General features: G+C 74.2%; 18 protein-coding genes. 9 read left to right on the top strand and 9 right to left on the bottom strand.

Features of this window, described 5'->3' with window-relative positions; genetic code table 11:
* Genes P3X83_RS34270 through P3X83_RS34245 form a run of 6 tightly spaced genes read left to right on the top strand, consistent with a single transcriptional unit; the run spans window position 1 to window position 9,156 of the window.
* Complete coding sequence (locus P3X83_RS34270) at window positions 1-732, top strand: polysaccharide deacetylase family protein (protein WP_277309482.1); 732 nt, start codon at window positions 1-3, stop codon at window positions 730-732.
* Window positions 708-1,553, top strand: a complete 846-nt coding sequence (locus P3X83_RS34265) for a glycosyltransferase family 2 protein (protein WP_277309481.1) — start codon at window positions 708-710, stop codon at window positions 1,551-1,553. Before P3X83_RS34270 ends, P3X83_RS34265 begins: the two co-directional genes overlap by 25 nt.
* 1 nt (window position 1,554) lies before the next feature.
* On the top strand, window positions 1,555-3,084 hold the full coding sequence (locus tag P3X83_RS34260) for a condensation domain-containing protein (RefSeq protein ID WP_277309480.1): 1,530 nt from the start codon (window positions 1,555-1,557) through the stop codon (window positions 3,082-3,084).
* Window positions 3,081-5,459, top strand: a complete 2,379-nt coding sequence (locus P3X83_RS34255; RefSeq protein WP_277309479.1) for an amino acid adenylation domain-containing protein — start codon at window positions 3,081-3,083, stop codon at window positions 5,457-5,459. The genes P3X83_RS34260 and P3X83_RS34255 overlap by 4 nt, the downstream gene beginning before the upstream one ends.
* Before the next feature lie 38 nt (window positions 5,460-5,497).
* Window positions 5,498-6,229, top strand: coding sequence for a thioesterase domain-containing protein (locus P3X83_RS34250; RefSeq protein ID WP_277309478.1), 732 nt, complete (start codon window positions 5,498-5,500; stop codon window positions 6,227-6,229).
* Window positions 6,211-9,156, top strand: coding sequence for an AMP-binding protein (locus P3X83_RS34245; RefSeq protein ID WP_277309477.1), 2,946 nt, complete (start codon window positions 6,211-6,213; stop codon window positions 9,154-9,156). The genes P3X83_RS34250 and P3X83_RS34245 overlap by 19 nt, the downstream gene beginning before the upstream one ends.
* On the opposite strand, the gene P3X83_RS34240 is transcribed toward P3X83_RS34245, so the two are convergent.
* Window positions 9,149-10,285 carry an acyltransferase gene (locus P3X83_RS34240; protein WP_277309476.1) on the bottom strand — a complete coding sequence of 379 codons (1,137 nt, stop codon included), beginning with the start codon at window positions 10,283-10,285 and terminating at the stop codon, window positions 9,149-9,151. The genes P3X83_RS34245 and P3X83_RS34240 overlap by 8 nt on opposite strands.
* Complete coding sequence (locus tag P3X83_RS34235) at window positions 10,278-11,177, bottom strand: alpha/beta hydrolase (protein WP_277309474.1); 900 nt, start codon at window positions 11,175-11,177, stop codon at window positions 10,278-10,280. Before P3X83_RS34235 ends, P3X83_RS34240 begins: the two co-directional genes overlap by 8 nt.
* Window positions 11,178-11,422: 245 nt before the next feature.
* Between P3X83_RS34235 and P3X83_RS34230 the strand changes: the two genes are divergently transcribed.
* The 3 genes from P3X83_RS34230 to P3X83_RS34220 are packed head-to-tail and all read left to right on the top strand — an operon-like array spanning window position 11,423 to window position 16,701.
* Complete coding sequence (locus tag P3X83_RS34230) at window positions 11,423-12,595, top strand: sensor histidine kinase (RefSeq protein WP_277309473.1); 1,173 nt, start codon at window positions 11,423-11,425, stop codon at window positions 12,593-12,595.
* Window positions 12,592-13,245 carry a response regulator transcription factor gene (locus P3X83_RS34225; protein WP_277309472.1) on the top strand — a complete coding sequence of 218 codons (654 nt, stop codon included), beginning with the start codon at window positions 12,592-12,594 and terminating at the stop codon, window positions 13,243-13,245. The genes P3X83_RS34230 and P3X83_RS34225 overlap by 4 nt, the downstream gene beginning before the upstream one ends.
* 57 nt (window positions 13,246-13,302) lie before the next feature.
* The gene (locus P3X83_RS34220) at window positions 13,303-16,701 is read left to right on the top strand and encodes a protein kinase (RefSeq protein ID WP_277309471.1); all 3,399 of its coding nucleotides are present in this window, start codon (window positions 13,303-13,305) and stop codon (window positions 16,699-16,701) included.
* A 66-nt stretch (window positions 16,702-16,767) separates the two neighbouring features.
* Here P3X83_RS34220 and P3X83_RS34215 read toward each other — a convergent pair whose 3' ends face one another.
* From P3X83_RS34215 to P3X83_RS34185, 7 genes are all read right to left on the bottom strand, one after another.
* Window positions 16,768-17,550 carry a sulfite exporter TauE/SafE family protein gene (locus tag P3X83_RS34215; RefSeq protein WP_277309470.1) on the bottom strand — a complete coding sequence of 261 codons (783 nt, stop codon included), beginning with the start codon at window positions 17,548-17,550 and terminating at the stop codon, window positions 16,768-16,770.
* 12 nt (window positions 17,551-17,562) lie between these two features.
* Window positions 17,563-18,132 (bottom strand): rhodanese-like domain-containing protein, encoded by a 570-nt coding sequence (locus P3X83_RS34210; RefSeq protein WP_277309469.1) that lies wholly within the window; start codon window positions 18,130-18,132, stop codon window positions 17,563-17,565.
* A gap of 26 nt (window positions 18,133-18,158) precedes the next feature.
* A complete protein-coding gene (locus P3X83_RS34205; protein WP_277309468.1) occupies window positions 18,159-19,562 on the bottom strand; it encodes an MBL fold metallo-hydrolase in 1,404 nt (467 codons plus the stop codon).
* Between the two features lie 126 nt (window positions 19,563-19,688).
* Window positions 19,689-19,958, bottom strand: a complete 270-nt coding sequence (locus tag P3X83_RS34200; protein ID WP_277309467.1) for a metal-sensitive transcriptional regulator — start codon at window positions 19,956-19,958, stop codon at window positions 19,689-19,691.
* A 120-nt stretch (window positions 19,959-20,078) separates the two neighbouring features.
* Window positions 20,079-23,159 (bottom strand): amidohydrolase family protein, encoded by a 3,081-nt coding sequence (locus P3X83_RS34195; protein WP_277309466.1) that lies wholly within the window; start codon window positions 23,157-23,159, stop codon window positions 20,079-20,081.
* A gap of 345 nt (window positions 23,160-23,504) precedes the next feature.
* Window positions 23,505-23,876 carry a hypothetical protein gene (locus P3X83_RS34190; protein WP_277309465.1) on the bottom strand — a complete coding sequence of 124 codons (372 nt, stop codon included), beginning with the start codon at window positions 23,874-23,876 and terminating at the stop codon, window positions 23,505-23,507.
* A gap of 68 nt (window positions 23,877-23,944) precedes the next feature.
* Complete coding sequence (locus tag P3X83_RS34185; protein ID WP_277309464.1) at window positions 23,945-24,319, bottom strand: roadblock/LC7 domain-containing protein; 375 nt, start codon at window positions 24,317-24,319, stop codon at window positions 23,945-23,947.
* Between the last annotated feature and the right edge of the window lie 7 nt (window positions 24,320-24,326).

Below are 24,326 nucleotides of genomic sequence, written 5' to 3'. Positions count from 1 at the left end.
GTGCCCGCGACGACCTTCCCACAGGAGATGTCCTTCGCGGTCACCGGCTCGGCCCCCGGCTGGCCGCTGGTCCTCTACTTCCACCACGTCCATCCGGAGCTCGACCACTACACGTCGCTGACCCCGCGCGCCTTCGCCGAGGGCCTGGCCACGGTGTTCGACCTGTACGGGCCGCCGCTCGACCCCGCCGCCCTGGACGGCCCGCCGCCCGGCGAGCCCACCGTGCTGATCACCTTCGACGACGGGCACCGCGACACGCTGGAGCACGCCGTCCCGGTGCTCGACCGGTACGGCGCGCGGGCGGTGTTCTTCGCCATCACCGGCCGCGCGGGCGACCCGGCCCACCGGGACGCCGCGCTGACCTGGCCCGAGCTGGCCGCGCTCGGCGCGGCCGGGCACCGGATCGGCGCGCACACGACCACCCACCGCAAGCTGCCCGAGCTGACGGCCGCCGAGCAGGCCGCGGAGATCGGCGGCTCGCTGGGCGAGGTCGCCGAACGCCTCGGCGGTCCCGCCCCGCCGCTGGCCTACCCATACGGCCTGCCGCCCACCGCTTCGGGGGTCGTGCCGTCCGGATCCCTGGCCTTCGGCACGGTCAAGGCCGCCCCGCTGCCCTGGGCCACGGCCCCGCACCTGATTCGCCGCACCTGCCTGCCGGTCGGCCACGAACGCCACTGGCCGTCCCTCTGCCGGGAATGGAGAGACCAATGGTCGCGCCCGTCGCACGGCTGAGCACCGGGCCCGCTCCCGCGTCCTCCGGAGGGCCGATCACCGTGATCGTGCCGAGCCGCGACCGCTTCCGCGACCTGCGCCGCTGCCTGCACGCCCTGGCCGAGTGCGACACCCGGCTGCTGCACGAGGTCGTCATCGTGGACGACGGCTCCCGCCCCCGGATCTCCGACGCCGCCGCCGTGCCCGGCCTGCGCACCCGGCTGATCCGCAACCCCCGGCCGATCGGCGCGACCCGTTCGCGCTGCCGCGCCGCCGAGCTGGCCGTCTCCCCCGTGCTCGCGTTCCTCGACGACGACGCGCTGCCCAGGGCCGACTGGCTGACCCGGATCTCCGAGGAGCTGACCCCCGACCGGGGCGGCATCACCGGCCGGGTGCTGCCGTTCGACTCGGGCCTCGTCTCCCAGGCCCGGCAGGCGCGCTACCAGCAGCGTTACCGGGGCCTTGGCGCGGGGCAGCGGGTCGCGTTCTTCGCGGGCGGCAACGGCGCGGTGTGGCGCGACGCGTTCCTCGCGGCGGGCGGCATGTCCGTGACCGGCCCCGGCGGTGACAACCGTCTCGTGGACGACCTGGCCAAGCTCGGGCTCGACGTCCACTTCGTACCTTCCCTGGTGATCGTGCACCGCAACAGCAAGGGCTTCGGGCGGGCCGTGACCGACGCGTTCGGCGCGGGACGTCACCGGGGCGAATCGCCGTCCGTTTCGGAGATCGTCCGCGAGGTGACCCGCCCGGCCCCCGGCGTCCGGCCGATCATCCGGCTGACCAACCGCGTCCTCAACGTCGTTCACCTGACCGGACGCTGCCTGCCTGCGAAAGCGAGATGACATGCTGACCACCTCCGGCGACGTCGCTCAGACGCTGCGGGACGCCTGGCGCGACGCCCTGGGCCGGGAGCCCGACGACGCCAGCGACTTCTTCCTCTCCGGCGGCGACTCCCTGCTCATCGCCCGCATGGTCGCCCGGTTACGGCGCGCCGGGGTGACGATGGGCCCCAGGGACGTCCTGGCGGGCCGCACGTTCGGCGGGATCCTGCGGCGCGTCACGGCCGGCGCGCCACGGGAACAGACCGAGACCGGCGGCGAGACGCGGGCGGGCCGCACCCGCGTCCCCCTGCTGCCGACCCAGGCCCGCTGGGTGGGCAACCGGTTCACCCGGCCCGACCACTTCAACCTGGGCTGGGTGTTCCGGCTCCCCGGCGACCTCACCCACGACCGCCTGGCCGAGGCCCTGGCCGCGCTCGCCGCGCGCCACGAGGCGCTGCGCACCGCCTACCTGCTCGACGGGCGCGGGGGGGCGGCGGCCGAGGTCCTGCCCGGCATCCCCGGCCTCCCGCTGACCGTCCTGGACATCGGCCCCGACCAGGCCCCCGCCGCGCTCGCCGCCTGCCAGCGCCACCACGAGCTGGCCACGGGCGCGGTGCTCTCCGCCGCCTGGCTGCCCGGCCCCGCGCTGTTCCAGGTCGCCGTGCACCACCTCACCCTGGACGGCTACTCCATCGGCGTGCTCGCCGACGACCTGGAGGAACTGCTGTTCGGCACCGAAGGCGCCGAGCCCTCCGGGGCCCGGCCCGCGCAGCCCGCGCACTACGCGGCGGCCGTCGCGGACTGGCTGAAGGGCCCGCGCGCCGCCGCCGCGTGCGCCGAGTGGGCCGGGGCGTCCTGGGACCTCGTCACGCCCGTGCCGATCGAACGCTCCGGTGCGGCGCGGCTGCCGAGCATGACCACCGAGTCCGGCGCCCTCGCCCCCGGCGACTACGCGCGGCTGCGCGCCCGCTGCGCCGCCGAGGGCCTCGGCGTGGACTCCGCGCTGACGGCGGCGGCGGCGACCGCCATCGCCGAGCGGTTCTCGCTGCCCGCCGTCAGCGTGGACGCCTACCACCACTCCCGCGACGAACTGGAGGAGGCGCACGACCTCACCAGGACCATCGGCTACCTCCAGGCGACCTACCCGATCGTGTTCCGCCGCGCGCAGCCGGACTCCTGGTGGGACCAGGCCACCGCCGACCTCGCCCGGGTGCCCGCCGAGCGGTTCTCCTTCGACGCGCTGCGCTTCACGGGGGGCCGCACCGAGCTGCGGTCGCTGCCGAGCAGCCTGGTCAGGATGAACTTCCGGGGGCAGTTCGCCCGGCTGAACGAGCGCAGGTCCGGGCGGCTGCGCCCGGCCGAACTGCCGCCGCGCGGGATGCGCTCGCCCGAGCAGGCCGAGCCCTACCGGCTGATGCTGGAGGGCGACGTGATCGACGACTCCCTGGTCTTCACGATCAAGTTCAGCACCGACCATTACGCCCCGGAGACGGTCACGGCCCTGGTGCGGCGCACCGTCGACCTGCTCGCCTTCCCCGGGCGGGCCCGATGACCCGGTTCCTGCCGACCGACCTGCCGGGGGGCGGGCGGGAGGGCAGGACGCGCGTCACGGCCTCCCTGTCGGAGCGGGCGGTGCGGGCCTGGCACGACACCGCCGGCCGGCACGGCCTCGACACCACGACGGTGCTGCTCGGGGCGTGGGCCGTGGTGCTGGCCCGCCGTACCGGGGTCACCGACCTGCCGATCGGGCTCTCCGCCGATGACGGCGGGCCGCTCACCGTGCGGTGCGTGGTCGCCGGGCACCTGGCCATCGGCGACTACCTGGCCTCGGTGCGCGCGGCCGTCACCGGCGCGGCGGGCACGGGCCCGGCCCGCGCCTTCCTGTGCGTGGTCCCCTGCGACGACCTTGATGATGAGCACCCGCCGGTCCTCCTGCTCGGGAGCGGGGAGCATCCGACGATGGTGCTCGACGCCTCCGCAGGAGACCTGACCCGGGCGGAGGCCGCCGACCTGCTGGACTCGCTGGACACGGCACTGATCGAACTGGCGGGGGACGGCCCGCTGCGCACGGTCCGCACCATCTCGCCGGGGCAGGCGCGGCGGCTGCTGGCCGTACGCAATGGGCCGGACGTGGACTCCGGCACCGACCTGTGGGACCTGATCGCGACGGTGGCGCGAACCTGGCCTTCGGCCCCCGCCGTACGCGACGCCGACGGCCGGACCCTGGACTACGCGGGCCTGCTGGCGGCGGTGCACACGCAGGCCGACGCCCTGTCCGCGGCCGGAGTGACGGCGGGCGCCACGGTCGCCATCGCCCTCCCACGCGGCACGGCCGAGATCGTCGCGGTCCTGGCCGCCCTCCGCCTCGGCGCCGCCTACACCGGCCTCGACCCCACCCTCCCCGAAGCCAGACTGCGAGCCCTACTCACATTCGCCACCTCCACCGCCGTCCTGGCCCCCACCCACGACCAATCGGCGCACCTCGCCGCCCTGTCCCCACCCCCCTGCACCCCCCTCACCCCACCCGACCGGCCCCCCTTCCCCCCACACCCCTTCACCGCCCTCCCACCCGCCGCATCCCCCTCGCCCGCGCCCGAGGCCGTCGCCTATGTCGCCTTCACGTCCGGTTCCACCGGAGGGCCCAAGGGGGTTCGCGTTCCACGGCGGGCGGTGACGCGCCTGGTACCGCCCGGCCCGCACGCGGTCGCGGCGTGCGGGCCCGGCGAGCGGATGCTGCGGCTCGCGCCGCTGTCCTTCGACGCCTCCACACTGGAGATCTTCGCCCCGCTCACCGCCGGAGGCTGCGTCGAGGTCTACCCCGACGTGGCACCGTCGCCGCCCGAGCTAGCGGCGTTCCTCGCCGAACGGGGCGTCACCGTGCTCTGGCTGACCTCCGGCCTGTTCCGCCTGATGGTCGATCTCGCCCCCGAGGGCTTCGCGGGAGTGCGGCACGTGCTGACCGGCGGCGACGTGGTGCCGCCCGAACGGGTGCGCGCACTGCTCACCCGGTGGCCGGGCCTGCGGGTGACCAACGGCTACGGCCCGACCGAGAACACCACGTTCACCACCGCCCACCACGTACGCGGCCCGGACGACATCGCGGACCCGCTGCCCATCGGCACACCGATCGCGGGCGGTGGCGCACTGGCCCTCGACGCCGACGGCCTGCCGGTGCCACCGGGAGGCATCGGCGAGCTGTACGCCACGGGCGACGGCCTCGCCCTCGACTACCTCGGCCGCCCCGAGGAGACCGCCGCCGCCTTCGGCCTGCCCGCGCCGGACACGGGCGAGCGCACGTACCGGACCGGCGACCTGGTCCGCCTGGACGCGCTCGGCCGCTGGCGCTACCTCGGCCGCCGCGACCGGCAGGTGAAGATCCGGGGATTCCGGATCGAGCTGGAGGAGGTGCGCAGGCAGCTGCTCACACACCCGCGAGTCCGCGACGCGGTGGTGACGGTGACCGGCGAAGACGCCGAGTCACGACGCCTCCTCGCCGCCCTGGTCCCGTCCGCCCGCCCCGGCCACATACCCCCCGACCTGCTGGACGACGTCCGCCAGAAGGCAACCGCCGTCCTCCCGGCATACGCCGTCCCGGCCCTATGGGCCATCGTCCCCCGCATCCCCCTCACCCCCAACGGCAAGGTGGACACCTCCGCCCTGAGCGCCTGCGCGACCGCCACCCCTCAAACGGCGAAGGAAGGGGAGAGCCGGGCGGAGGAGTTGGCGGGGTGGGCCTGGGGGGTGGCGCTTGGTGGGGGGCCGGCGAGTTGGGACGCGGACTTCTTCGCCTGTGGTGGCGACTCGTTGGCGATGGCGCGGCTGGTCGGGTGGTTGCGTAAGGAGCATGGGCTGCGGATTCCGATGAAGGAGCTGTACAGTCGCCCGACCGCCGGCCGGTTGGCCGAGCTGATCGATGCGGAACTTTGAGCGCGTCAGGAGAGGAACGTCCAGTGGAGTCCCTGGTCATGCCGGAACATCCGCCGAACTCCCCAAAGGTCCGGCTGCTCGTGGTGCCGCACGCCGGGGGTGGCGCGGCCACCGCGAACCGGTTCAGGGACGCGGCCCCCGCCGCCTGGTCGGTCGGGGCGGTGCTGTTCGGCGGGCGGGAGAGCCGGTTCGCCGACGACCCGCCGTCCGGGTTCGCGGAGATGGTGGACGACGTGGTCGCCGCCGCGTCCGCGATGCCGCCGCACGGTGTGCCGCTGGTGCTGGCCGGGCAGTGTTCGGGCGCGAAGCTGGCGTTCGAGGCGGCGCGGCTGTTGCGCAGGCGCGGGGAGGATCTGGCGGGTCTGGTCGTGCTGTCCAGTCCGCCTCCGGACGGCGTGGCGTCCGGCCCCGACACCACGCTCCCCGACGAGCGGTTCGCCGAGGAGGTGGTCCGGCTCGGCGGCGTCCCCGCCGAGGTGGCGGAGCTGCCCGACCTGCTGGAGCTGCTGGTGCCCGCGTTGCGCGCGGACTTCGCCGCCCTGGCGTCCTACCGGACCTCCGGCGGCCCCCCGCTGGACCGCCCGGTACTGGTGCTGCACTCCCCCGGCGATCCGGGGTGCGACCGCGAGGCCGTGCGCGGCTGGGCCGTCCACGCCAAGGAGACCGCGTTCGCCGAGACGGACGGCGGGCACTTCCTGCTCGGCGAGCAGCCCTCGGCGGTGGCCTCGCTCATCGGACGCTGGATCGCCGAATGGCCGCACGACACATGAGCACGGCCGGCCCCTACGCGTACGGCGAGCGCATCGAGCGCGCCGTGTACCACCACGCCGCGCGCACCCCCGAGGCCGTCGCCCTGCGCCAGGACGATCGCACGCTCACCTACGCCGGGCTGCGCGCCGCCGCCGGGCGGGTGGCGGCCGGGCTGCGCGGGCGCGGCGTCGGTCCCGGCCATCACGTGCCGGTCCGCGTCGAGCGGTCCCCCGAGCTGGTGGTGGCGCTGCTCGGCGTGCTCGAAGCCGGGGCGTCCTACATCGCGATGGACCCGGACTGGCCGCGCGAGCGCGCCGACGACGTGCTCGCGCGGGCGGGCGCGCCCCTGGTCCTGACCGAGGGCCTGCTCACGGAGTTGCCCACCGACGAGAACGTCCCACCGGTCGGCACCGGGGCGGACGCCGCGTGTGTGTTCTTCACGTCCGGCTCCACCGGCAGGCCAAAGGGGGTGATCTCCCCGCATCGTGGGACGATCCGCACGCTGGTCAACTGCCCCACGCTGCCACTCGACGCCACCAGCGTGCTCATGCAGTCCGCCCCCCTCCCCTGGGACGGCATGTCGCTCGAACTGTGGGCCCCGCTGCTCAACGGCGGCCGGTGCGTGCTGGTCGGCAGGGGCGCGCGCACCCTCGACGCCGCCACCCTGCGTGCCGCCATCGAGCGCGACGTGAACACCCTGTGGCTGACCAGTTCGCTGTTCAACGTGCTCGCCGAGGAGGACTCCGGCCTGTTCGCGGGGGTCAGACTGCTCATGGTGGGCGGCGAGCGGGTCTCGGTGCCGCACGCCCGTGCCGTCCTGCGGCGCTTCCCCGGCCTGCGCATGGTCAACGGCTACGGCCCGGTCGAGAGCACCATCTTCACCACCACCCACGTGATCCGCCCCGCCGACATCGCCGACGACTCCACCGAGATCCCGATCGGCCGGCCGGTCCCGCGCACCGGCGTACTCCTCATCGACGAGCACGGACGGCCCGGTGAGGAAGGCGAGATCGCCGTCTCCGGCGACGGCCTGGCGCTCGGCTACCTGGCCGATCCGGAGGAGACCGCGCGCCGATTCCTCGACATCGACGGCGTGCGCCACTACCACACCGGCGACCTGGCCGTCCGCGACGCCGAGGGGAACCTGCGCTACCGGGGCCGCGCCGACCGCCAGTTCAAGATCCGGGGACTGCGGATCGAGCCAGGCGAGGTCGAGGGCGTGCTGGAGGCGCACCCGAGGGTCGCCACCGCCTGCGTGCTGCGCGTCGAGACCACCCCCGAGCGCCCCGAGGTCGCCTGCGCCTACACCACCTCGGACGGCGAGCCGGTGGACCCCGCCGAGCTACGCGCCTTCGCCGCCCGCAGACTCCTTTCCGGGATGGTCCCCGCCGTCCTGCTGCACATCCCCCGGATGCCGCTCGGCGCCACCGGCAAGACCGACCAGGCGGCGGTGCGGGAACTGCTCGCCGAGCGCGCCGGCGCGCGGGCGCCGCTGTGGGAACGCGACCTGCCGGGCGACCTCGACCTGATCGAGGCGGGCCTGACCTCGCTCGACGCCGTCCGCCTCGCCGCCCGCCTGAGCAGGCGGACCGCGCGCCGGATCACCGTCCGCGACGTCTACCGGCTGCGCACGACGGAGCGGATCCTGGCCGCCGGACGCGAGCCCGACACCGCGCAGGCGTCCTTCGGCGAAGGGGCGGAGCGGGCGCCGATGTCCCACGCCCAGCGCCGGTTCTGGGTGGCCGAGCAGCTCTCCCCCGGCGAGGCCGACAACCTGATAGTGCTGGCCTACGCGCTGGACGGCCCGCTGGACACCGCCCGCCTGGCCCGCGCGCTGGACGACGTGACGTCCCGGCACCCGATCCTGCGGACGGTCTACCCGTGGGAGGCCGAGCACCCGGTCGCGCGGGTGCTGGACAAGGGCGATCTCGCGCTGGAGACCGTCCCGGCCTCGGACGGCCACGAGACGGCCGGGCCACGCGAGGTCGCCGAGCGGATCACCGCCGACTGGTGGGACACCCCGTCCTGGCTGGACGACGAGCGCCCGCTGCGCGCCCGGCTGTGCCGTCTCGGGCCCGGTCGGCACCTGCTGTGCCTGCGGTTCCACCACATCGCCTTCGACGGCTGGTCGGAGGGCGTGTTCGCGGGCGACCTGCGCGCCGCCTACACCGGGCGGCCCCGCGAGACGCCCCCGCTCGCCTACGCCGCCTACACCGAATGGGAGCGGGCCGGCCTGGCGCGGTGGACGGAGACGGACCTGCCCTACTGGCGGCGGGTGCTGGCGTCGGCACCGCCGCCGTTCCTGCCCGCCCCGGCCGGGCAGGGCGAGGCGCGGCGGCTGGAACGAGTGCTGCGGGCCGGGCCGGGCACCGTCGCGGCGCTGGCCCAGAACTCCGGCCGGTACGGCGGGCCGCCCGTCGCGGGGCTGCTCGCCGTCACCGGGCTGGCGCTGGCGCGCACCTTCGGCGTGGACGACGTGTGCCTGGGCACGGTGACCTCCGGCCGGATGGTGCCCGAGCTGGAGAACATGGTCGGCTACACGGTCAATCCGCTGGCCGTCCCGCTGACCGGTGTGCCGGATCGCACCCCGCCGGACCTGCTGCGCGCCTCGGCCGAGGGGGTGCTCGACGCCCTGGAGCACTCCCGCACGCCGTTCGACGCGCTGGCCACGGCGCTGCGGCCGGGCCGCGAGCGGCACCCGTGGTTCCAGGCGTGGGCGGTGCTGCAGAACCCGCCGCCGCACGGGCCGCTCGGCGATGGGGTGACGCTGACCCCGCTGCGTGTCCGCCCGCCGAGGACCTCCATGGAACTGCTGCTGGAGGCCGTCCCCCAGCCGGACGGCTCATGGGACCTGGTCGTCGGGTGGCGCGAGGACGGCATCGACGGCACGGCCGCCGCCTGGCTGGCCGACGAACTCGAACGCGCGCTCCACAAGTGCTCTAAGTGATCACGGTCGGGGTGGTCCGGATACGCCCGCGCTCGTGGGCGTGGAACGCGGCGCGGCACAGCAGCAGGGCCGCCGCGAACACCGGGAGCCAGGCCAGGCGGGCCGGCGGCCAGCCCGCGTGGTCGGGCACGGTGTGCAGGCCCTCCAGGCGCTCACCGCCGAGCAGCGTGAGGAGGCTGACCGCGATCATCGCCGTCTGGTGCCACAGGAAGATCGTCATCGCGGACAGGTTGGCCAGCGCCACCACCGCCCACGCCGCCGGACGGCGCAGCCACCTGCGCAGCGGGCCGAGCAGCAGCAGTGCCGCGCCGCACTGCGCCAGGCCGAACGCGGCGGCGGCGAGCGTGGGCGGCGACTGGTTGGAGACCGGCGCGCCGGGCACGCCGACCATGGAGGCCGGGTAACCGGCCCACAAGACGAGCGCGGCGGTGGCGGCGGTGCCGCCGAGCAGGAGCGTCCAGGCGGTGGCACGGCCGGGCGGCCCCTGGCGGGCGCAGGCCGTCCCGACGCAGTACGGCACCAGCCAGCCCGCCACCAGGTTGACCCACCCGGCCCACGCCGGGCCGCCGAGCCCGAACCTGACCAGATCCGCCACCGCCACGACGGCCAGCGGCCACGCCGGGTGCAACCTGGCCACCAGCGGGGTCGTGGCCGTCAGCACGGCGAACACCAGCAGGAACCACAGCGGGCCGTACATCAGCTTGAGCAGCGCCAGGACGGTGGCACTGTCGGCCCCGGCGGCCAGCGCGGCGAACGCCACCACGGCCCACACCGCGACCAGCGCGGCCACCGGCCGGAACAACCGGGCCATCCGGACCGCGAGCCAGGTCCGGTAGGAGCGGCGGCCCGAGGCCAGGCTCCGCGCCGCCATCCAGCCGCCCACCAGGAAGAACACGGCCATCGTCTGGAGGATCCAGGAGAGCGGGGTGAGCTGGGGGAGGAACTTCAGCGGGCTGGTGACGCGGATCGTCCCGCTGTCGGCGATCAACGCGGTCACCATCCAGTGGCCGAGCACCACCCCGCAGACCGCCAGCGCGCGCAGGCCGTCCACGCCGCGATCGCGGTCATCCGGCGTCGCCGCCGCCACGCGCGCGGCCACCCCGACGGGTCCGGCGTGGTGGTCACGCATGGGGAGCCTGGCCCATGACAATGCGGGCGATGTTCTCGAGGGCGAGGCCGGGGCGCAGGTAGTCGCTGTGGCCGCCGCCGCCCGCCGCGAAGACCCGCGCGCCGAACGCCGGGGAGACCGAGTCCCGACCGAACCCGACCTCGGCGAACGGCAGCCGGACGCTGACGTGCGGCACGTTCCCGATCCAGTCGCGCGCGGCCCGGCCGGTCCAGACGGCGGCCCGTGTGCGGAGGGCGGCGACGTGCCCGGCAGCGACTCCGGCGCTGCCGTAGAGGACGACGGCCGCGGCGGCGTCCCCCACGCCCGGCGCGGCCTTGGCGCAGACGACGGCCCCGTAGGAGTGGCACACCAGGGAGATCCGCGCGGCGGGGCGGGCGGCGGCGAGCTCCCGCGTGAACGCGCGCAGCGCGGGGGCGGCCTCCTCGGCGCGGCCGGGGGTCAGGGCGGCGAGGCTCAGCACGCTGGGGGTCCGGTAGCCGAGCCAGGCGACGACGGCGGAGCGCGGACCGAGCCGCTCCGCGAGCCGTACCGAACCGCCGCGCAGCAGGCCGTACTTGTCCAGGTTGGTGTCCGAGCCGGGGACCAGGACGGCGATCCGCTCGGCCGTCGCGAGATCGCCGACGACCTCCACGACCCGGCCGCCGTCACGCCCGTCGAAGCTCAGGTAGTGGCGGGCCGGGTCCGCCATGGCCCGGAGCATCCCGGCCCGCCAGCGGTCCCCGTTCGCCGCCGCCACCCGCTCGGCCGCCACCACGGCACGCCGCCCAGCGTCATACCGCCCGGCCAACGCCCCGGCGCTGAGCGCCCCCAACCCCCCACCCTCCACAGGCACCGGAGCGCCCACCACCGAAGGCCGCGCCACCCCCACCACCCCCACCACCAACACCACCACCACGACTCCCCCCACCCCCCACCGCCGCAGGACACCCCCGCCCCGGTGGGGCGAAGGGGATGGCCGTGGCGGGTGGGGGGTGTCGGGGGGATGGGGGAGGTTGGGTCGGGGCATGGGAGTGACGGTGCCGGAGTGGGGGGACCATCGCATCGGACCGTTGGTGGCATTCGGCCTGGTGGGGTAGACCGTGGGTGTACGACCGTGGCCCGATGTCCGGGGCTGGGGGCGCTGGTTACCATCGGCGGATGGACGCCGTACCGCCGCCGCCGGCCTTCAAGCGGGTGCCGCCCGGAGCCTGGGCGATGGTCGCCTGGTGCGCCGGGCTGGCGTTCACGTTCCTGATGCGGGTCCGGCTGCCCGGCGAGGTCGCCCCCTCGATGACTCCCGGGGTGCTCCTCTACCGCTGGGACGGCCTGCTGAACCTCGGTCTGGCCACCGCCACCGCGCTCGTCGGCGCCGTGTCGCTCTCCCGCCGCCCGCTGGGCTCCCTGGCCTTCCTGCTCGCCGCGGCGGCGCTGGCGAGCATCCCGCTCAGCGTGGCGGAGATCCCGATGGCCCAGTACCTGGCCGTCAACGTGGCCCTCTACTACATCGCCGCCACCCGCCCCCGGCGGGACGCGGTCGTCGCGCTGGCGATGGCGCTCGCCGTACTGGCTGGATATGTCGTGACACGCGGGCTCATCGGGTGGACCGTGGGCACCTCGGCCGAGGTGGCGGTGGCGCTGGTGACCGTGATCGCCTGGCTGATCGGCCGGTCGGCGGGGCAAGCGCAGGAGCACACCAGGCAGCTCACCGAGCAGGCGGTGACCGGCGAGCGGCTGCGGATCGCGCGCGAGCTGCACGACATGGTGGCGCACAGCGTCGGCATCATCGCCCTGCAGGCGGGCGCGGCGCGGCGGGTCATCGCGACCCGCCCCGAGCGGGCCGAGGCCGCGCTGGGCGAGATCGAGAAGGTCGGCCGGGAGACGCTGTCGGGGCTGCGCCGGATGCTCGTCGCGCTGCGCGAGTCGGACGGTTCCAGCGGAGACGCCCAGGGCCTGGCCGACCTCGACCGGCTGGCCGCGACGACCACCGGCGCCGGGGTCCGCGTGGAGGTGCGCCGGGTGGGCGAGTGCCGTCCGCTGCCCGGCGAGATCGACGTGTCGGCCTACCGGCTCATCCAGGAGGCGGTCACCAACGTGGTCCGCCACGCCGGAACCGGCTCGTGCGAGGTGGTCGTCGAGTACCGCGACGAGGAGCTGTCCATCGAGGTCCTGGACGAGGGACGCGGGCGCGGCCGGGGCGGCGGCGGCTCCGGCTACGGCCTGGCCGGGATGCGCGAACGGGTGGCGCTGCTGAACGGCGTGCTGTCCACGGGCCCGCGCCCCGGCGGCGGGTTCCGGGTGGCCGCGCGGCTTCCCCTGCCGGAGGCGGGGTGACCGTCCGCGTCCTGCTGGCCGACGACCAGCCGCTGGTCCGGGCCGCGCTGCGGATGGTCATCGCCGAGGCCCCGGACCTGGAGACGGCCGGGGAGGCCGCGACCGGCGGCGAAGCGGTGCGCCTCACCGAGGACCTGCGCCCCGACGTCGTGCTGATGGACGTCAGGATGCCCGGCATGGACGGCGTCGCCGCCACCCGGCTGATCACCGGCAGCGGTTCGGGGACGCGCGTCCTGATGCTGACCACCTTCGACGACGACGAGAACGTCTATGGCGCGCTGCGCGCCGGGGCGTCCGGGTTCCTCGTCAAGGACATGGACCTGGACGACATCCTCAGCGCGATCCGCGTGGTGGCCGCCGGGGACGCGCTGCTCGCGCCCGGCGTCACCCGCCGCCTGATCGCGGAGTTCGCCGCCCGCGCCGAGCCCGCGGCTCCGCGACCGCGCCCGCTGAACGGCGTGACCGACCGGGAGCGCGAAGTGCTGACGCTGGTCGGCCGGGGCCTGTCGAACGCCGAGATCGCCGCCGAGCTGTCCATCAGCGTGACCACCGTCAAGGCGTACATGACCCGGCTGCTGGCCAAACTCGACGCCCGCGACCGGGTCCAGCTCGTCATCATCGCCTACTCGGCGGGCCTCGTGGCACCCTGATCGCGAATCCGGCCCGATGGGCGCAACCTTCCGGGGACGACCGGCATCCAACCTCTCGTGGATGAACGTATCGGGCAGTACTGGCTCGCCGGACGCCTTGGTGAGGGCGGCCAGGGCGTGGTATACGAGGCCTACGATTCTTCGGGCGGCCGGGTGGCCCTCAAGGCACTGCACACGACCGGCGACCCCGCGCTGCGCGAACGTCTGGCCCGCGAGGCGTCCGCGGCCCGCCGGGTCGCCTCCTTCTGCACGGCACGCGTGCTGGACGTCGAGACGGACGGGCCGCGGCCGTTCATCGTGACCGAGTACGTCCCGGGGCCCAGCCTGCGCCGCGCCGTACGCGAGGGCCGGTCCTTCGAGGGCGACGACCTGCACCGGCTGGCGACGGCGGTCGCCACCGCGCTGGCGGCCATCCACGAGGCGGGGGTGGTCCACCGCGACCTCAAACCGGACAACGTGCTGCTCGGCCCGGACGGCCCCCGCGTCATCGACTTCGGCATCTCACGCACCGACGAGATGTCCCTCTCCTCGACCGGTGTGGTCGTCGGCACCCCGGCGTACATGGCGCCCGAGGCGTTCAACGGCCACCGGGCGGGAGCGCCCGCCGACGTCTTCGCCTGGGGGGCGGTGGTCCTGTTCGCCTCGCTCGGCCACGACGTCTTCCGGGGCGGCAACACCGGCGCGGTGATCCACCAGGTGCTGACCGCCACGCCGGACCTCGGCCATCTCACGCCCGCGCTGCGCCCCCTGGTGGCGGCGGCGCTGACCAAGGAGCCGCAGGCCAGACCGACCGCGCGGGAACTGCTGCTGGCCCTGGTCAGCGGGCACGGCGAGGCCGGGCTGCTGAGCGCGGGCGGCGACCGCGCCGGGCAGATGCGCCAGGACGCGCACCGCGACCCGGGGCTCGGCGCGATCGCCGAGGAGGCGTACACCGCGCTGTCCGAGGCCGAACGGGCACTGGTGCCCGGGGTGTTCCTGCGGCTGGTCGCGGTGGGCGACGACGGCGCCGAGACGCCGGTACCGGCGGATTCGTCCAGGCTGGGCAATGGGCCGCAGGTCGAGCGGATCCTGCGGGTGTTCTCCTACGTGATCAGCGAGCGGGACGGCAAGGTCGTCCTGTCACGCCCGGCGGTGCTGCGCGCCTGGCCGCGCCTGCGCACGTGGGTGGACGCCGAGCGCGGCGGGCTGCCGCTCGCGGCGGAGCTGGCGGGCGCCGCCGCGCACTGGGGGAGGCACGGGCACCGCGACGGCGACCTGCTACGCGGCAGCAGGCTGGAGTCGGCCAGGCGCTGGGCGGCGGAGGAGCGGCGGCACATCACGCTGACCTCGCTGGAGAACGACTTCCTGGCGGCCAGCGACCGGGCCGAGATCCGCGCGGGGCGGGTGCGCCGCGCCGCCGTGATCACGCTGGTCACGCTGCTGGTGGTGGCCCTGGTCGGCGCGGGCGCGGCCGTCCTCTACGCCTCCCGGGCCGACCGGGAGCGGGTGGCCGCCGACGCGGCCAAGCGCCAGGCGCTGTCCAGGCAGCTCGCGCTGCGCAGTGCGAGCCTGGCCGAGGTGGACCCCGGCGCGGCCCAACTGCTGGCGGTGACCGCCTGGGAGTACGCGCACACACCCGAGGCCCGGTACGGCCTGCGCAACGCCCTGGCCCAGCCCGCGCGGTACGCCGCGCCCCGGTCCGTCAGCTCGGTCGCCTACAGCCCCGACGGCCGGACGCTCGCCGTCGGCACCGACGAGGGACCCGTGGAGCTGTGGGACGCCGCCACGCACCGGAGGATCCGCGTGCTGACCGGCGCTCCGGGTGCCGTGACCTCCGTGACCTTCAGCCCCGACGGCAGGCTCGTGGCGGCGGCCTCCACCGACGTCCGCCTGTGGGACGCCGCGAACGGGCAGCCGAACGGCGAGCCGCTGCCCGGCGACACGGCGGTGGCCTTCTCCCACAACGGCAAGCGGATCGCGACCGGCGGGACGCGCACGCGGCTGTGGAACGTGGCCTCCCGCCGTCAGGTCGGCGATTCCCTCCCCCGCGCCGACGCGATCGTCTTCACCCGGGACGGCGAGCTGTTCGCCACCGTGCACGCCGCCGACGCCAACACCCGGCTGTTCGACGCGGCCACCCGCGAGCAGGTCGCCCTGCTGCCCACCGGGCGCGCGTCCACCACTCCGGCGCTGGCCTTCGGCGGCGGGCTGCTGGCCGTCTCGACCAAGGATCTGACCCTCTGGGACGTGGCCGCCCGCCGTCCCGTCGGCGGGCCGCTGCCCGGCGGCGGTGCGGTCGCCTTCGCACCCGGCGAAACGACTCTCGCCGTTTCCGTCGACGGTGACGTCCGGCTGGTGGACGTGGCCGCCCGCCGGGCAGCGGGGCGGCCACTGGCCGGTCCGGAGTTCCGCGCGCAGCAACTGGCCTTCAGCCCGGCGGACGGCACGCTGGCCGCGCCGGGGCTCGACGAGCTGCGGATCTGGGACCCGGCGGTGCACCGCCAGCGCGGAACGCCCTACTCCCTCGACGACCACAACGGGCTGGAGGTGGCCTACGCCCCCGACGGCAGGACGCTGCTCGGCACGGCGGAGGACGCGGTCCGGTTGTGGGAGACGTCCTCCGGCAAAACCCTCGCCCGGCTGAAGGCCCGGGGCAACAACGGTGTCACCGCGTCGTCCGCGCTGAGCCCGGACGGCACGCTGCTGGCCGTGGTCAGCGGCGGCCGGATCGACTGGTGGGACGCCGTCAGGCGCCGGTACGTCGACGGCACCGACCTGCCGGGTGATCTGGCCCCGTATCGCACGGTCTTCAGCCCGGACGGCACGCTGCTGGCGACCGCCGCGAGCGACGTGCGGCTGTGGGACGCGCGGACCCGCCGCCAGGTCGGCCGGGCCATCCCCGTCGAGGCCACCGAGGACCTGCTGTTCACCCCCGACGGCAAGCGCCTCGCCACGGTCGGCCGCGAGAACGGGCTACAGCTCTGGGACACCGCCACCCAGGCCCGCACCGGCGCCGCCGTCCCGGGCGTGCAGAGCGCCGCGTTCAGCCCTGACGGCAGGCTCCTCGCGGTCGGCGGCACGACGGGCCGCGTGCTGGACGCCGCCACCCGGCGGCAGATCGGGCAGCCGTTCGCCCGCGCGTCCCGCGTCGTCTTCGACCCCGGCGGGAACGTGCTGGCCACGGCCGACACCGGCGGCGAGGTCCGGCTGTGGGACGTCGCCACCCAGCTACGGCTCGGACCGGCGCTCTCCGGGCACACCGCCGAGGTGAGGGACGTCGCCTTCGCCCCTGGCGGCGGGCTGCTGGTCACCGCGAGCATGGACGACACCGTCCGGGTGTGGACCCTGCCGGTGGCGGCCGAAAGGCCGGATGACATGGCGGACGCGCTCTGCGACCTGGCCGGGCGCACGCTGACCCGGCAGGAATGGGAGCGGTACGTGCCCGGCGAGCCCTACCACTCTCCCTGCGCCGCCTAGACCAGAACGCCGACGCCATCCCCAAGCCGTCCGACGAGGCGGACTCGCCGCTCGCCAGGCGCTGAGTCAGCCGGTCAGGGCCGCCGGGTTCGCCAGCGCGGCGACGGCGACGAAGGCGGCCACGGCGAAGACCAGGTAAGCGAACCAGCGGCGCAGCCGTACCGGGTCGAGGCGGTCGCCGAACCGGGTGGCGGCCAGGGAACCGGCCACGGCGGCGACGGTGAACACGGCGACGACGCCGTAGTCGAGGGTGGCCTCGCCGACGTGGGCGGCGAAGCCCGCCACCGCGTTGACCAGCACGATCAGCAGTGAGGTGCCGATGGCGGCGGTCATCGGCAGCCCCAGCCCGAGCACCAGGGCCGGGATCACCAGGAAACCGCCGCCGACCCCGAACAGGCCGGTCAGCACGCCCACGGCGGCACCGGCGGCGACGGCCTTGGGCAGGCAGCTCCGCCAGTTCACGCCGCCGCCCGGCAGCGCGCACGCCCCGCCCATGGCGGCCCGCTCGGCCAGCATCCGCCACCCGGCGGCCACCATGAGCACGGCGAAACCGACCAGGACGGCCTGTGGCGGCAGCAGCCGTCCCAGCGCCGCCCCGCCGAAGGCGGCCACCGCGCCCGCGCCGCCGAAGATCGCGCCGACGCGCCAGCGCACCTGCCGGGCGCGGATCCTGGGCAGCAGCGCGGTGGCCGAGGTGACACCCACCACCAGCAGCGACGCGGGCACCGCCGAGGCGAGCGGCAGCCCCGCGCCGTAGACGAGGGCGGGCACCGCCAGGATCGACCCGCCGCCGCCCAGCAGCCCCAGCAGCACCCCGATCACCGCTCCGAGCAGGAGCGCCGGAATCATCTCCGCCCCCGGTCAGGGCCTGGCGTCGGCGAGGGTGGCCAGGACGGCGGCGATGTCGGTCCGCGGGCCCCGGTTGTACGGAAGCCTGGCCAGCAGCGAGCCCATGGCACAGGTGTCGGACACCGCGGCGAAGGTCAGCCCGCCGCCGATGGCCGCCGCGACCCACTTGGCCCGGGGCAGCACCGCGCTGGTCACCACCGAGCCGAGGACGATGCCGCCCGCCGTCAGCCGGACCTGGCGCTCCAGGCTCCAGCGCGGGCGGCCCGTGGTGACCTGGCCGCCCTCCGCCCGCCAGGCGCCGACCCCTCCGCTCAGCACCCGCAGGCCGGGCAGGCCCGCCTCGGCGAGCAGCCGCCCGGCCGTCTCGGCCCTCTGGCCGGAGGCGCAGAGCAGCACCGCCCGCTCGTCCAGGTGGGCGCGCACCTCGTCGCGGTGCTCGCGCAGCAGGTCGAGCGGCACGTTGCGGGAGCCGGGCAGGTGGGCGGTCTCGAACTCACCGGGCGTGCGCACGTCGATCAGCCGGGGCGGATCGCCCGACTCCAGCAGCACGCGCAGCGTGGCTGCGTCCAGTGCGGCGGTCATACCGTTCTCCTTCTTTTGATTTCCGGTCAAAGCCCGGCTTCGGCGGCGTGGGCGTAGGCGTCGTCGATGTGGACGGCACGCCGTCCGGCCCTGACCAGCAGGCCGGCCGCGGCGGCGGCGCGGTAGCCGGAGCCGCAGTGCACCCAGACCGTGCCGCCGGGGCCGCCGGGGCCGCCGGGGCCTCCCGGCACCTCGGCCAGGCGTTTCGGCAGCTCGGGCAGCGGGATGTGCACCGCGCCCTCGATGTGCCCGGCCCGCCACTCGCCCGGCAGGCGCACGTCCAGCACCACATCGGGCGACGGCAGGCCGCGCGGGGCCCGCCCGGCGCGGGCGGCGGCCAGGTCGGCGAACGTCGCGACGGTCAGGTCGCCCAGCCGGGTCTCGTCACCGGCCGCCCACTCCTCCGGGCCCCCGGCCGCGGCGGCGGCCGGGCGATCGACGCCGATCCGCGCCAGCTCCCGCTGAGCGGCGGCGACCTGCTCCGGGCTCTCGCCGAGCAGCGTGATCGGCGTCCCCCACGGGACCATCCAGCCCAGCCAGGTGGCCATCGGCCCGTCGAGGCCGAAGCTCAGCGTGCCCGCCAGGTGCCGCTGCGCGAACGCCTTGCGCGAGCGCAGGTCCACCACCCACTCCCCCGCCTCGATGCGTTCGCGCAGCTCGGCGGGGTCGGCGATGGCGGCCGGGGACAGGTCGATCAGGTCGGCCCCGGCGCGGTTGCGGGCCCCCATGTGGGCGTAGTAGGCGGGGTAGATGTCGAGCCCGGCAAGGGTCTGCGCGACGAAGTCGCCGGCCGTCAGCCGCAGCGCCGGGTTGGCCAGCCGCTCGCGGCCGACGGTGGAGGCCGGGGCGTCGGACTGGGTCGCGGCGCAGAAGCTGCCGAAGCCATGGGTGGGCCAGACCTGCGCGCCGTCGGGCAGCAGATCGGCCAGCCGACGCACCGAGGCGTGCTGGTGGTGGGCCAGCGTGTCGGCGTGCTCGGCGCCGAGCAGATCGGTACGACCGGTGGTGCCGAACAGCAGCGAGCCGCCGGTGAACACCCCTTCCGGCCCGCCGGGACCCGAAAGGATGTACGAAAGATGGTGGAAGGTGTGCCCCGGCGTGGCCACGGCGCGCAGGCTCATCGCCTCCGAGAGGGCGAGTTCGTCGCCGTCGGCCACCGGCAGCCGGTCGAAGTCCACCTCGTCGGCGCCGCCGACCAGGTAGGTCGCGCCGGTGACCCTGGCCAGCGCGAGGCCGCCGGAGACGTAGTCGTTGTGCAGGTGGGTCTCGGCCACGTGGGTCACGCGTACGCCGAGCCGTCCGGCCAGGGCCAGGATCCGGTCGATGTCGCGCTGCGGATCCACCACCAGCGCCACCCGCCCGTCGTGGGCCAGGTAGCTGCGGTCGCCCAGCGAGAAGGTCTCTATCACCTCGACCTGGATCGTCATCATTTCTCACTTCCTAACGCATATACCCGGGGGGGTATTTCAAGGAGGGACGGCCGCCCGCGTTTCGCGGTCTCCGCTCACCTACCCGGTGAGCGGAGGTCATGCCACGTCAGGCGCCCGCGGAGCGGTTCAGGAGAGGGCCAGGAACAGCTTCTCCAGCCGCTCGGGGTCGATCGGCGGTTCCTCGCCGCGCTCCCGCGCCGCCTGACACTGCTGCAACCCGGTCGATATGATCTTGAAACCGGCCCGGTCGATGGCCTTGGAGACCGCCGCGAGCTGCGTCAGCACCCGCTCGCAGTCATCGGCGTTCTCGATCATCGCGATCACCCCGCCAAGCTGCCCGTGGGCCCGCTTGAGCCTGGTCAAGGCGTCGGCCAGCACGGCCGCGTCCATGTCCACGTGCCTCACCTCCGCCTTCAATGTACCCCCCGGGGTATACCGGTCCTGCCCGGGGTACGGGAAAGGGGGCGGAGGCCGTCACGACCCCGCCCCCTTGAGGCGCCCCCTCAGGGACTCACATCAGTGCGCGTGGTTCTCCTCCGACGGCTGGGGAGCCGCCAGCCCGGTGGGCGACGCGGTCGCCCGCTCGCCGGAGAACGGCGCCATCAGGTCGGTCACGTTGTGCACCATGCCGTTGGTCATCACGTCACGCACGTTGGCGAGGCTGTTGATGTCCGCCAGCGGGTCGCCCTCGATGAACATCAGGTCGGCCAGCTTGCCGCGCTCGACGCTGCCGAGGTCGTTCTCGATGCCCAGCGCCTTGGCGTTCGCCAGCGTCGCGCTCTGCAGCGTCTTCACCGGCGAGATGCCGAACTTGACCATGGACCGGAGGTTCAGGTGCAGGCTGACCGCCGGGTTGTCCAGCGGGCCGTCCGTGCCGGCGAGCACCGTCCCGCCCGCGTCCATGATCTTCTTGAACTGCTCGACCGAGCGCTGCGCCGACGCCATGTTGCCCGAGAGGAACCCGCAGGGGCCCGTGCCGAGGGCGCACTTGAGCTCGCCGTCCAGGATGTCCTGCTCCCAGCCGGTGTAGAGGGACTTGACCCGCGGGTCGTCGACCATGCCCGGGTCGTCCGCCAGCAGCGCGCTGGAGGCGAACAGCGTCGTGCTGAGCGGGAAGCCGCCCTTGCCGAGGAGCTTGACGACGTCGTCGTACACCACGCCCTGCGAGACGTTGCGGGAGAACGAGAAGTTGTACCGGGTCGGGCCGGACAGGTGCTCCTGCATGTCCACGCCGTGCCCGATGCCCGGGCTCAGGTAGTGCGAGGTCGTCGGGATGCCCAGCTTGTGGCCGCGCTTGGCGACCTCCGCCTGCATCTTGAACGGGAACCGCATGTAGGTCTTCATCAGGTCGAAGTCCAGCGCCTTGGCGCGGGAGAACTCCAGGTCGAGCTGCCGCTCGTTCATCACCGGCCGGGCGAAGTCCCACGACAGGCGGGAACCCTCCAGCATCTCACCGGTGAGGAAGTGCCTCGGGCCGATCCGCGCGCCGGCCTGCGCCGCCTCGCGGTCCTCGACCGCGCGGTACGCCTGGTCGCCGGTGGAACGGGTGGTGGTGATGCCGTAGGACAGCAGGAGCCTGCCCTGGCGGTCGCCGTAGAACTTGGACTGGAGCTGCTGGTGGTAGTGGATGTCGATGAGGCCGGGCATGACGGTCCGGTCGGAGGCGTCGATCACCTTCCAGCCGGGCGGGTGCGGCCCCGGCCGGTGCGGGCTGACGTCGGTGATCCGGTTCTTGACGACGGTGATGTCCACGTTGGCGCGCAGGCTGTCGCTCTTGCCGTCCCACATCTTGCCCGCGTGGATGACGACGCGGCCCTTGGGCTGCGCGGGCTGGTAGCTCACGCCGGTCTTGACGGCGTTCGACCGGCCGCCGTCCCTGGAGATCGTGCGCAGCTCGCCGTTCTCCAGGTAGAGCAGGGTCTTGCTGTCGCCGCTCCACGAGGGGGCGTCGCTCGGCTTGTCGGTGAGCCGCCTGGCCTGACCGGCGGGCGTGCCGTCGGGGTTGACCGGCAGCACCCACAGGGTGGTCTCCATGATGAAGGCGAACCAGCGGCCGTCGGGCGACCAGGCGGGGCCGTCGTCACCGCGGACGGAGATCGACCGCCACGGCGCGGGCTCGACCACCTTGCTCGTCCTGGCCTCGACGTTCACCAGCTCGATCTGGTTGCGCGAGCCGGCGGAGACGGACAGGGCGACCGTGCGGCCGTCGGCGGACCAGCTCGGCCGTCCGGGGGCGGTGCGGGTGCCGAGCAGCTCGGCTGGGGCGGCGCCGCCGTCGGCGTTCACCAGGAACGTCTTGCCGCCCTGGTCCTGGAAGACCAGGCGCTTGCCGTCCGGCGACCAGGCCGGGGCGATCTCCGCGCCCGGCAGCGAGGTGACCCGGTGCTCACGTCCGTTGGACAGCTCGCGGACCCAGAGGTCCATCGTGCCGCCCTTGTCGGAGGCGTACGCGATCTTCTTGCCGTCGCGCGACCACACCGGGTCGATCTCGTAGAAGTCGTCGTCGGTCAGCTTGCGCGCGTTGCCGCGCCCCACCGGCTGCACCCACAGGTCGTTGAGCGCCTTGTAGAGCACCTCGCGGCCGTCGGGGGACAGCGCGGGCCCGACGATGCCGCGCACGTCGCGGCGGCCGTTCGAGTCGAAGTCGTACTCCTTGCGGTCGTAGACCGGCCGCTCCAGGGTGAACGTCGCGGCGAACGGCACCCGGCGGGTCTCGCCGGTGGCCGCCTTGGACACGACGATCTTGCCGTTGCCCGAGTAGAGCAGCTCCTCGGCGGAGATCCACGAGGGCGGGAACGAGTAGACGTCGGTCAGGTCGCCGACGGTCGTCTCCTCGCCGGGCGCCGAGGAGACCTTGAGCCTGCGCGCCCCGCTCTCGGTGCGCAGGAACGCGATCTTGCCGCCGTCCGGCGACCAGGAGGGGGCCGCCAGGGCGCCGGTCTTGCTGGGGACGAGCGTCTTCACCGCGCCGGTCGCCAGGTCGACGCTCTCCACGACGTTTTCGCGGACGTAGGCGATGCTCTTCCCGTCGGGCGACCAGGTGGGCTGGGTCTCCTCCACGGACGCCGAGGTGACCCGCTTGAGCTGACCGTTCGCGACGTCAACGATCCAGATGTCACCGTTGCCCGCCCTGGCGGACGAGAAGGCGATCTTGCTTCCGTCAGGGGACCAGGCGGGCTGGAGGTCGTCATACTCCCCGCTGGTGAGCTGCCTGGCGGTGCCGTTCTTCAGGGAAACGGTCCAGATGTGGAACATGCCATCCGCGAACGACTGGACGGCGACGCTGCCGCCGTCCGGTGACAAGTCCGGCCAGAAAGGATCGAGCAAGGGGTCACCGAAGGCCCTGGCCGTGCCCCCGGAGCCCGCGACGCTGTGCAGGATCCCCTGGAGGTCCATGACGATGGTCCTGCCGCCGGAAGCGGCGGTGACCGCCATGCTGGTGCCCTCGGTCACGGTTACTTTGATCGTTCTGCTGCCATGTGATCGGTCCGACGAGGGATTCGCGCCACTCGCGGGCGTCGCGGTGGTGACGGCGAGCAACGCCGCCACGCTCACGACGGACGCCCCGATGAGTCGTCCCCGGCTTCTTCGAGCCATGCCTGTCCTCCTAAACGGCTGGCCGTGCCAGCGAACGCGCGCAGGAGGGGACGATGTCATTACTTGGGGGATGAATCCCACTAAAGTGACACCGAGTAGCGAACCCCGCATACGTCACACTCGCTGGACAAAGCTGCCCGCAACCTAAGCGAGCGCCTGCACAGCGCCAAGAAGGTGATCGATCGGACCGCGATGAACGGGGTGCCTCACGCGCCGAGCGGTGATCTGGGCGCGCCGAACGGTAGATCATTTACCGGCTCCGCCGGAATATCGGTCTCCGTTTTCCGGGGTTGTGGGCGGCCCGCTGACTGGGATGGAGGCGAACCGCCCACGCTCTCACCCGGGTCAGACCTCCAGACGCTCCTCGATCCCCCGGAGCAGGTGCCTGGCCATGGCCAGGTTCGCGCGAGCGCGGTCGAGCGCCAGGTAGAGGAACAACCCCTTCCCTCCGCGCCCCGTGATCGGCCGGATGATGTGGTACTGACCGCTCAGCGTGATCAGGATGTCCTCGATGTTGTCCTTGAGACCGAGCGAGTCCATCGTGCGCAGCTTGGCCTTGACCACTTCCGTGTTGCCCGCGGCGGCGACCTGCAGATCCAGGTCCTTCGAGCCGCCCAGGGTGCCCAGTGCCATACCGCTGCCGTGATCGACGATCACCGCGCCGAGCGCGCCGTCGATCGCCATCATCTCCTTGAGGGAGACATCCATGCCGGCCATCGATTCCTCCTCCTGTGCCGCCAGGGCACGTGTTTCTTCCGGTGTTGTTGGGTGTTGTCGGGTTTCGATCAGGGTTCGCGTGCTACGACGGCGGCCACTCCGGCAGCCGTTCTTCTGCCCTCCAGCCGCAGCAGCCCGACGTTCGCGCCGGGTCCGGCCAGGACTGTGAGGACGACGGTGGGGCCGGCGGCGTAACAGGCCACGAAACCGGCGGAGCCCGAGATGAGCGTCTCCTCGAAGGCCCCTCGGCCGGTCATGGTCAGCATCCGCCCGCTCATCGCGAGCATCGCGGCCGACAGCGCCGCGGCCTGCTCGCCGTGGTCTCCCGCGAGGTCGGAGGCGATCCGCAGGCCGTCCACGCTGCAGACGACGCTGCCGCTCACGTCCGGCGCGCGCTTGCGCAGCAGCGCCATCTCCTCCAGAACCTCTCCTTGCAACTCCACCCGCGGC

Source organism: Spongiactinospora sp. TRM90649, from assembly GCF_029382225.1.
Lineage (GTDB): Bacteria > Actinomycetota > Actinomycetes > Streptosporangiales > Streptosporangiaceae > Spongiactinospora.
This window is presented reverse-complemented; position numbering and strand designations above follow the sequence as displayed.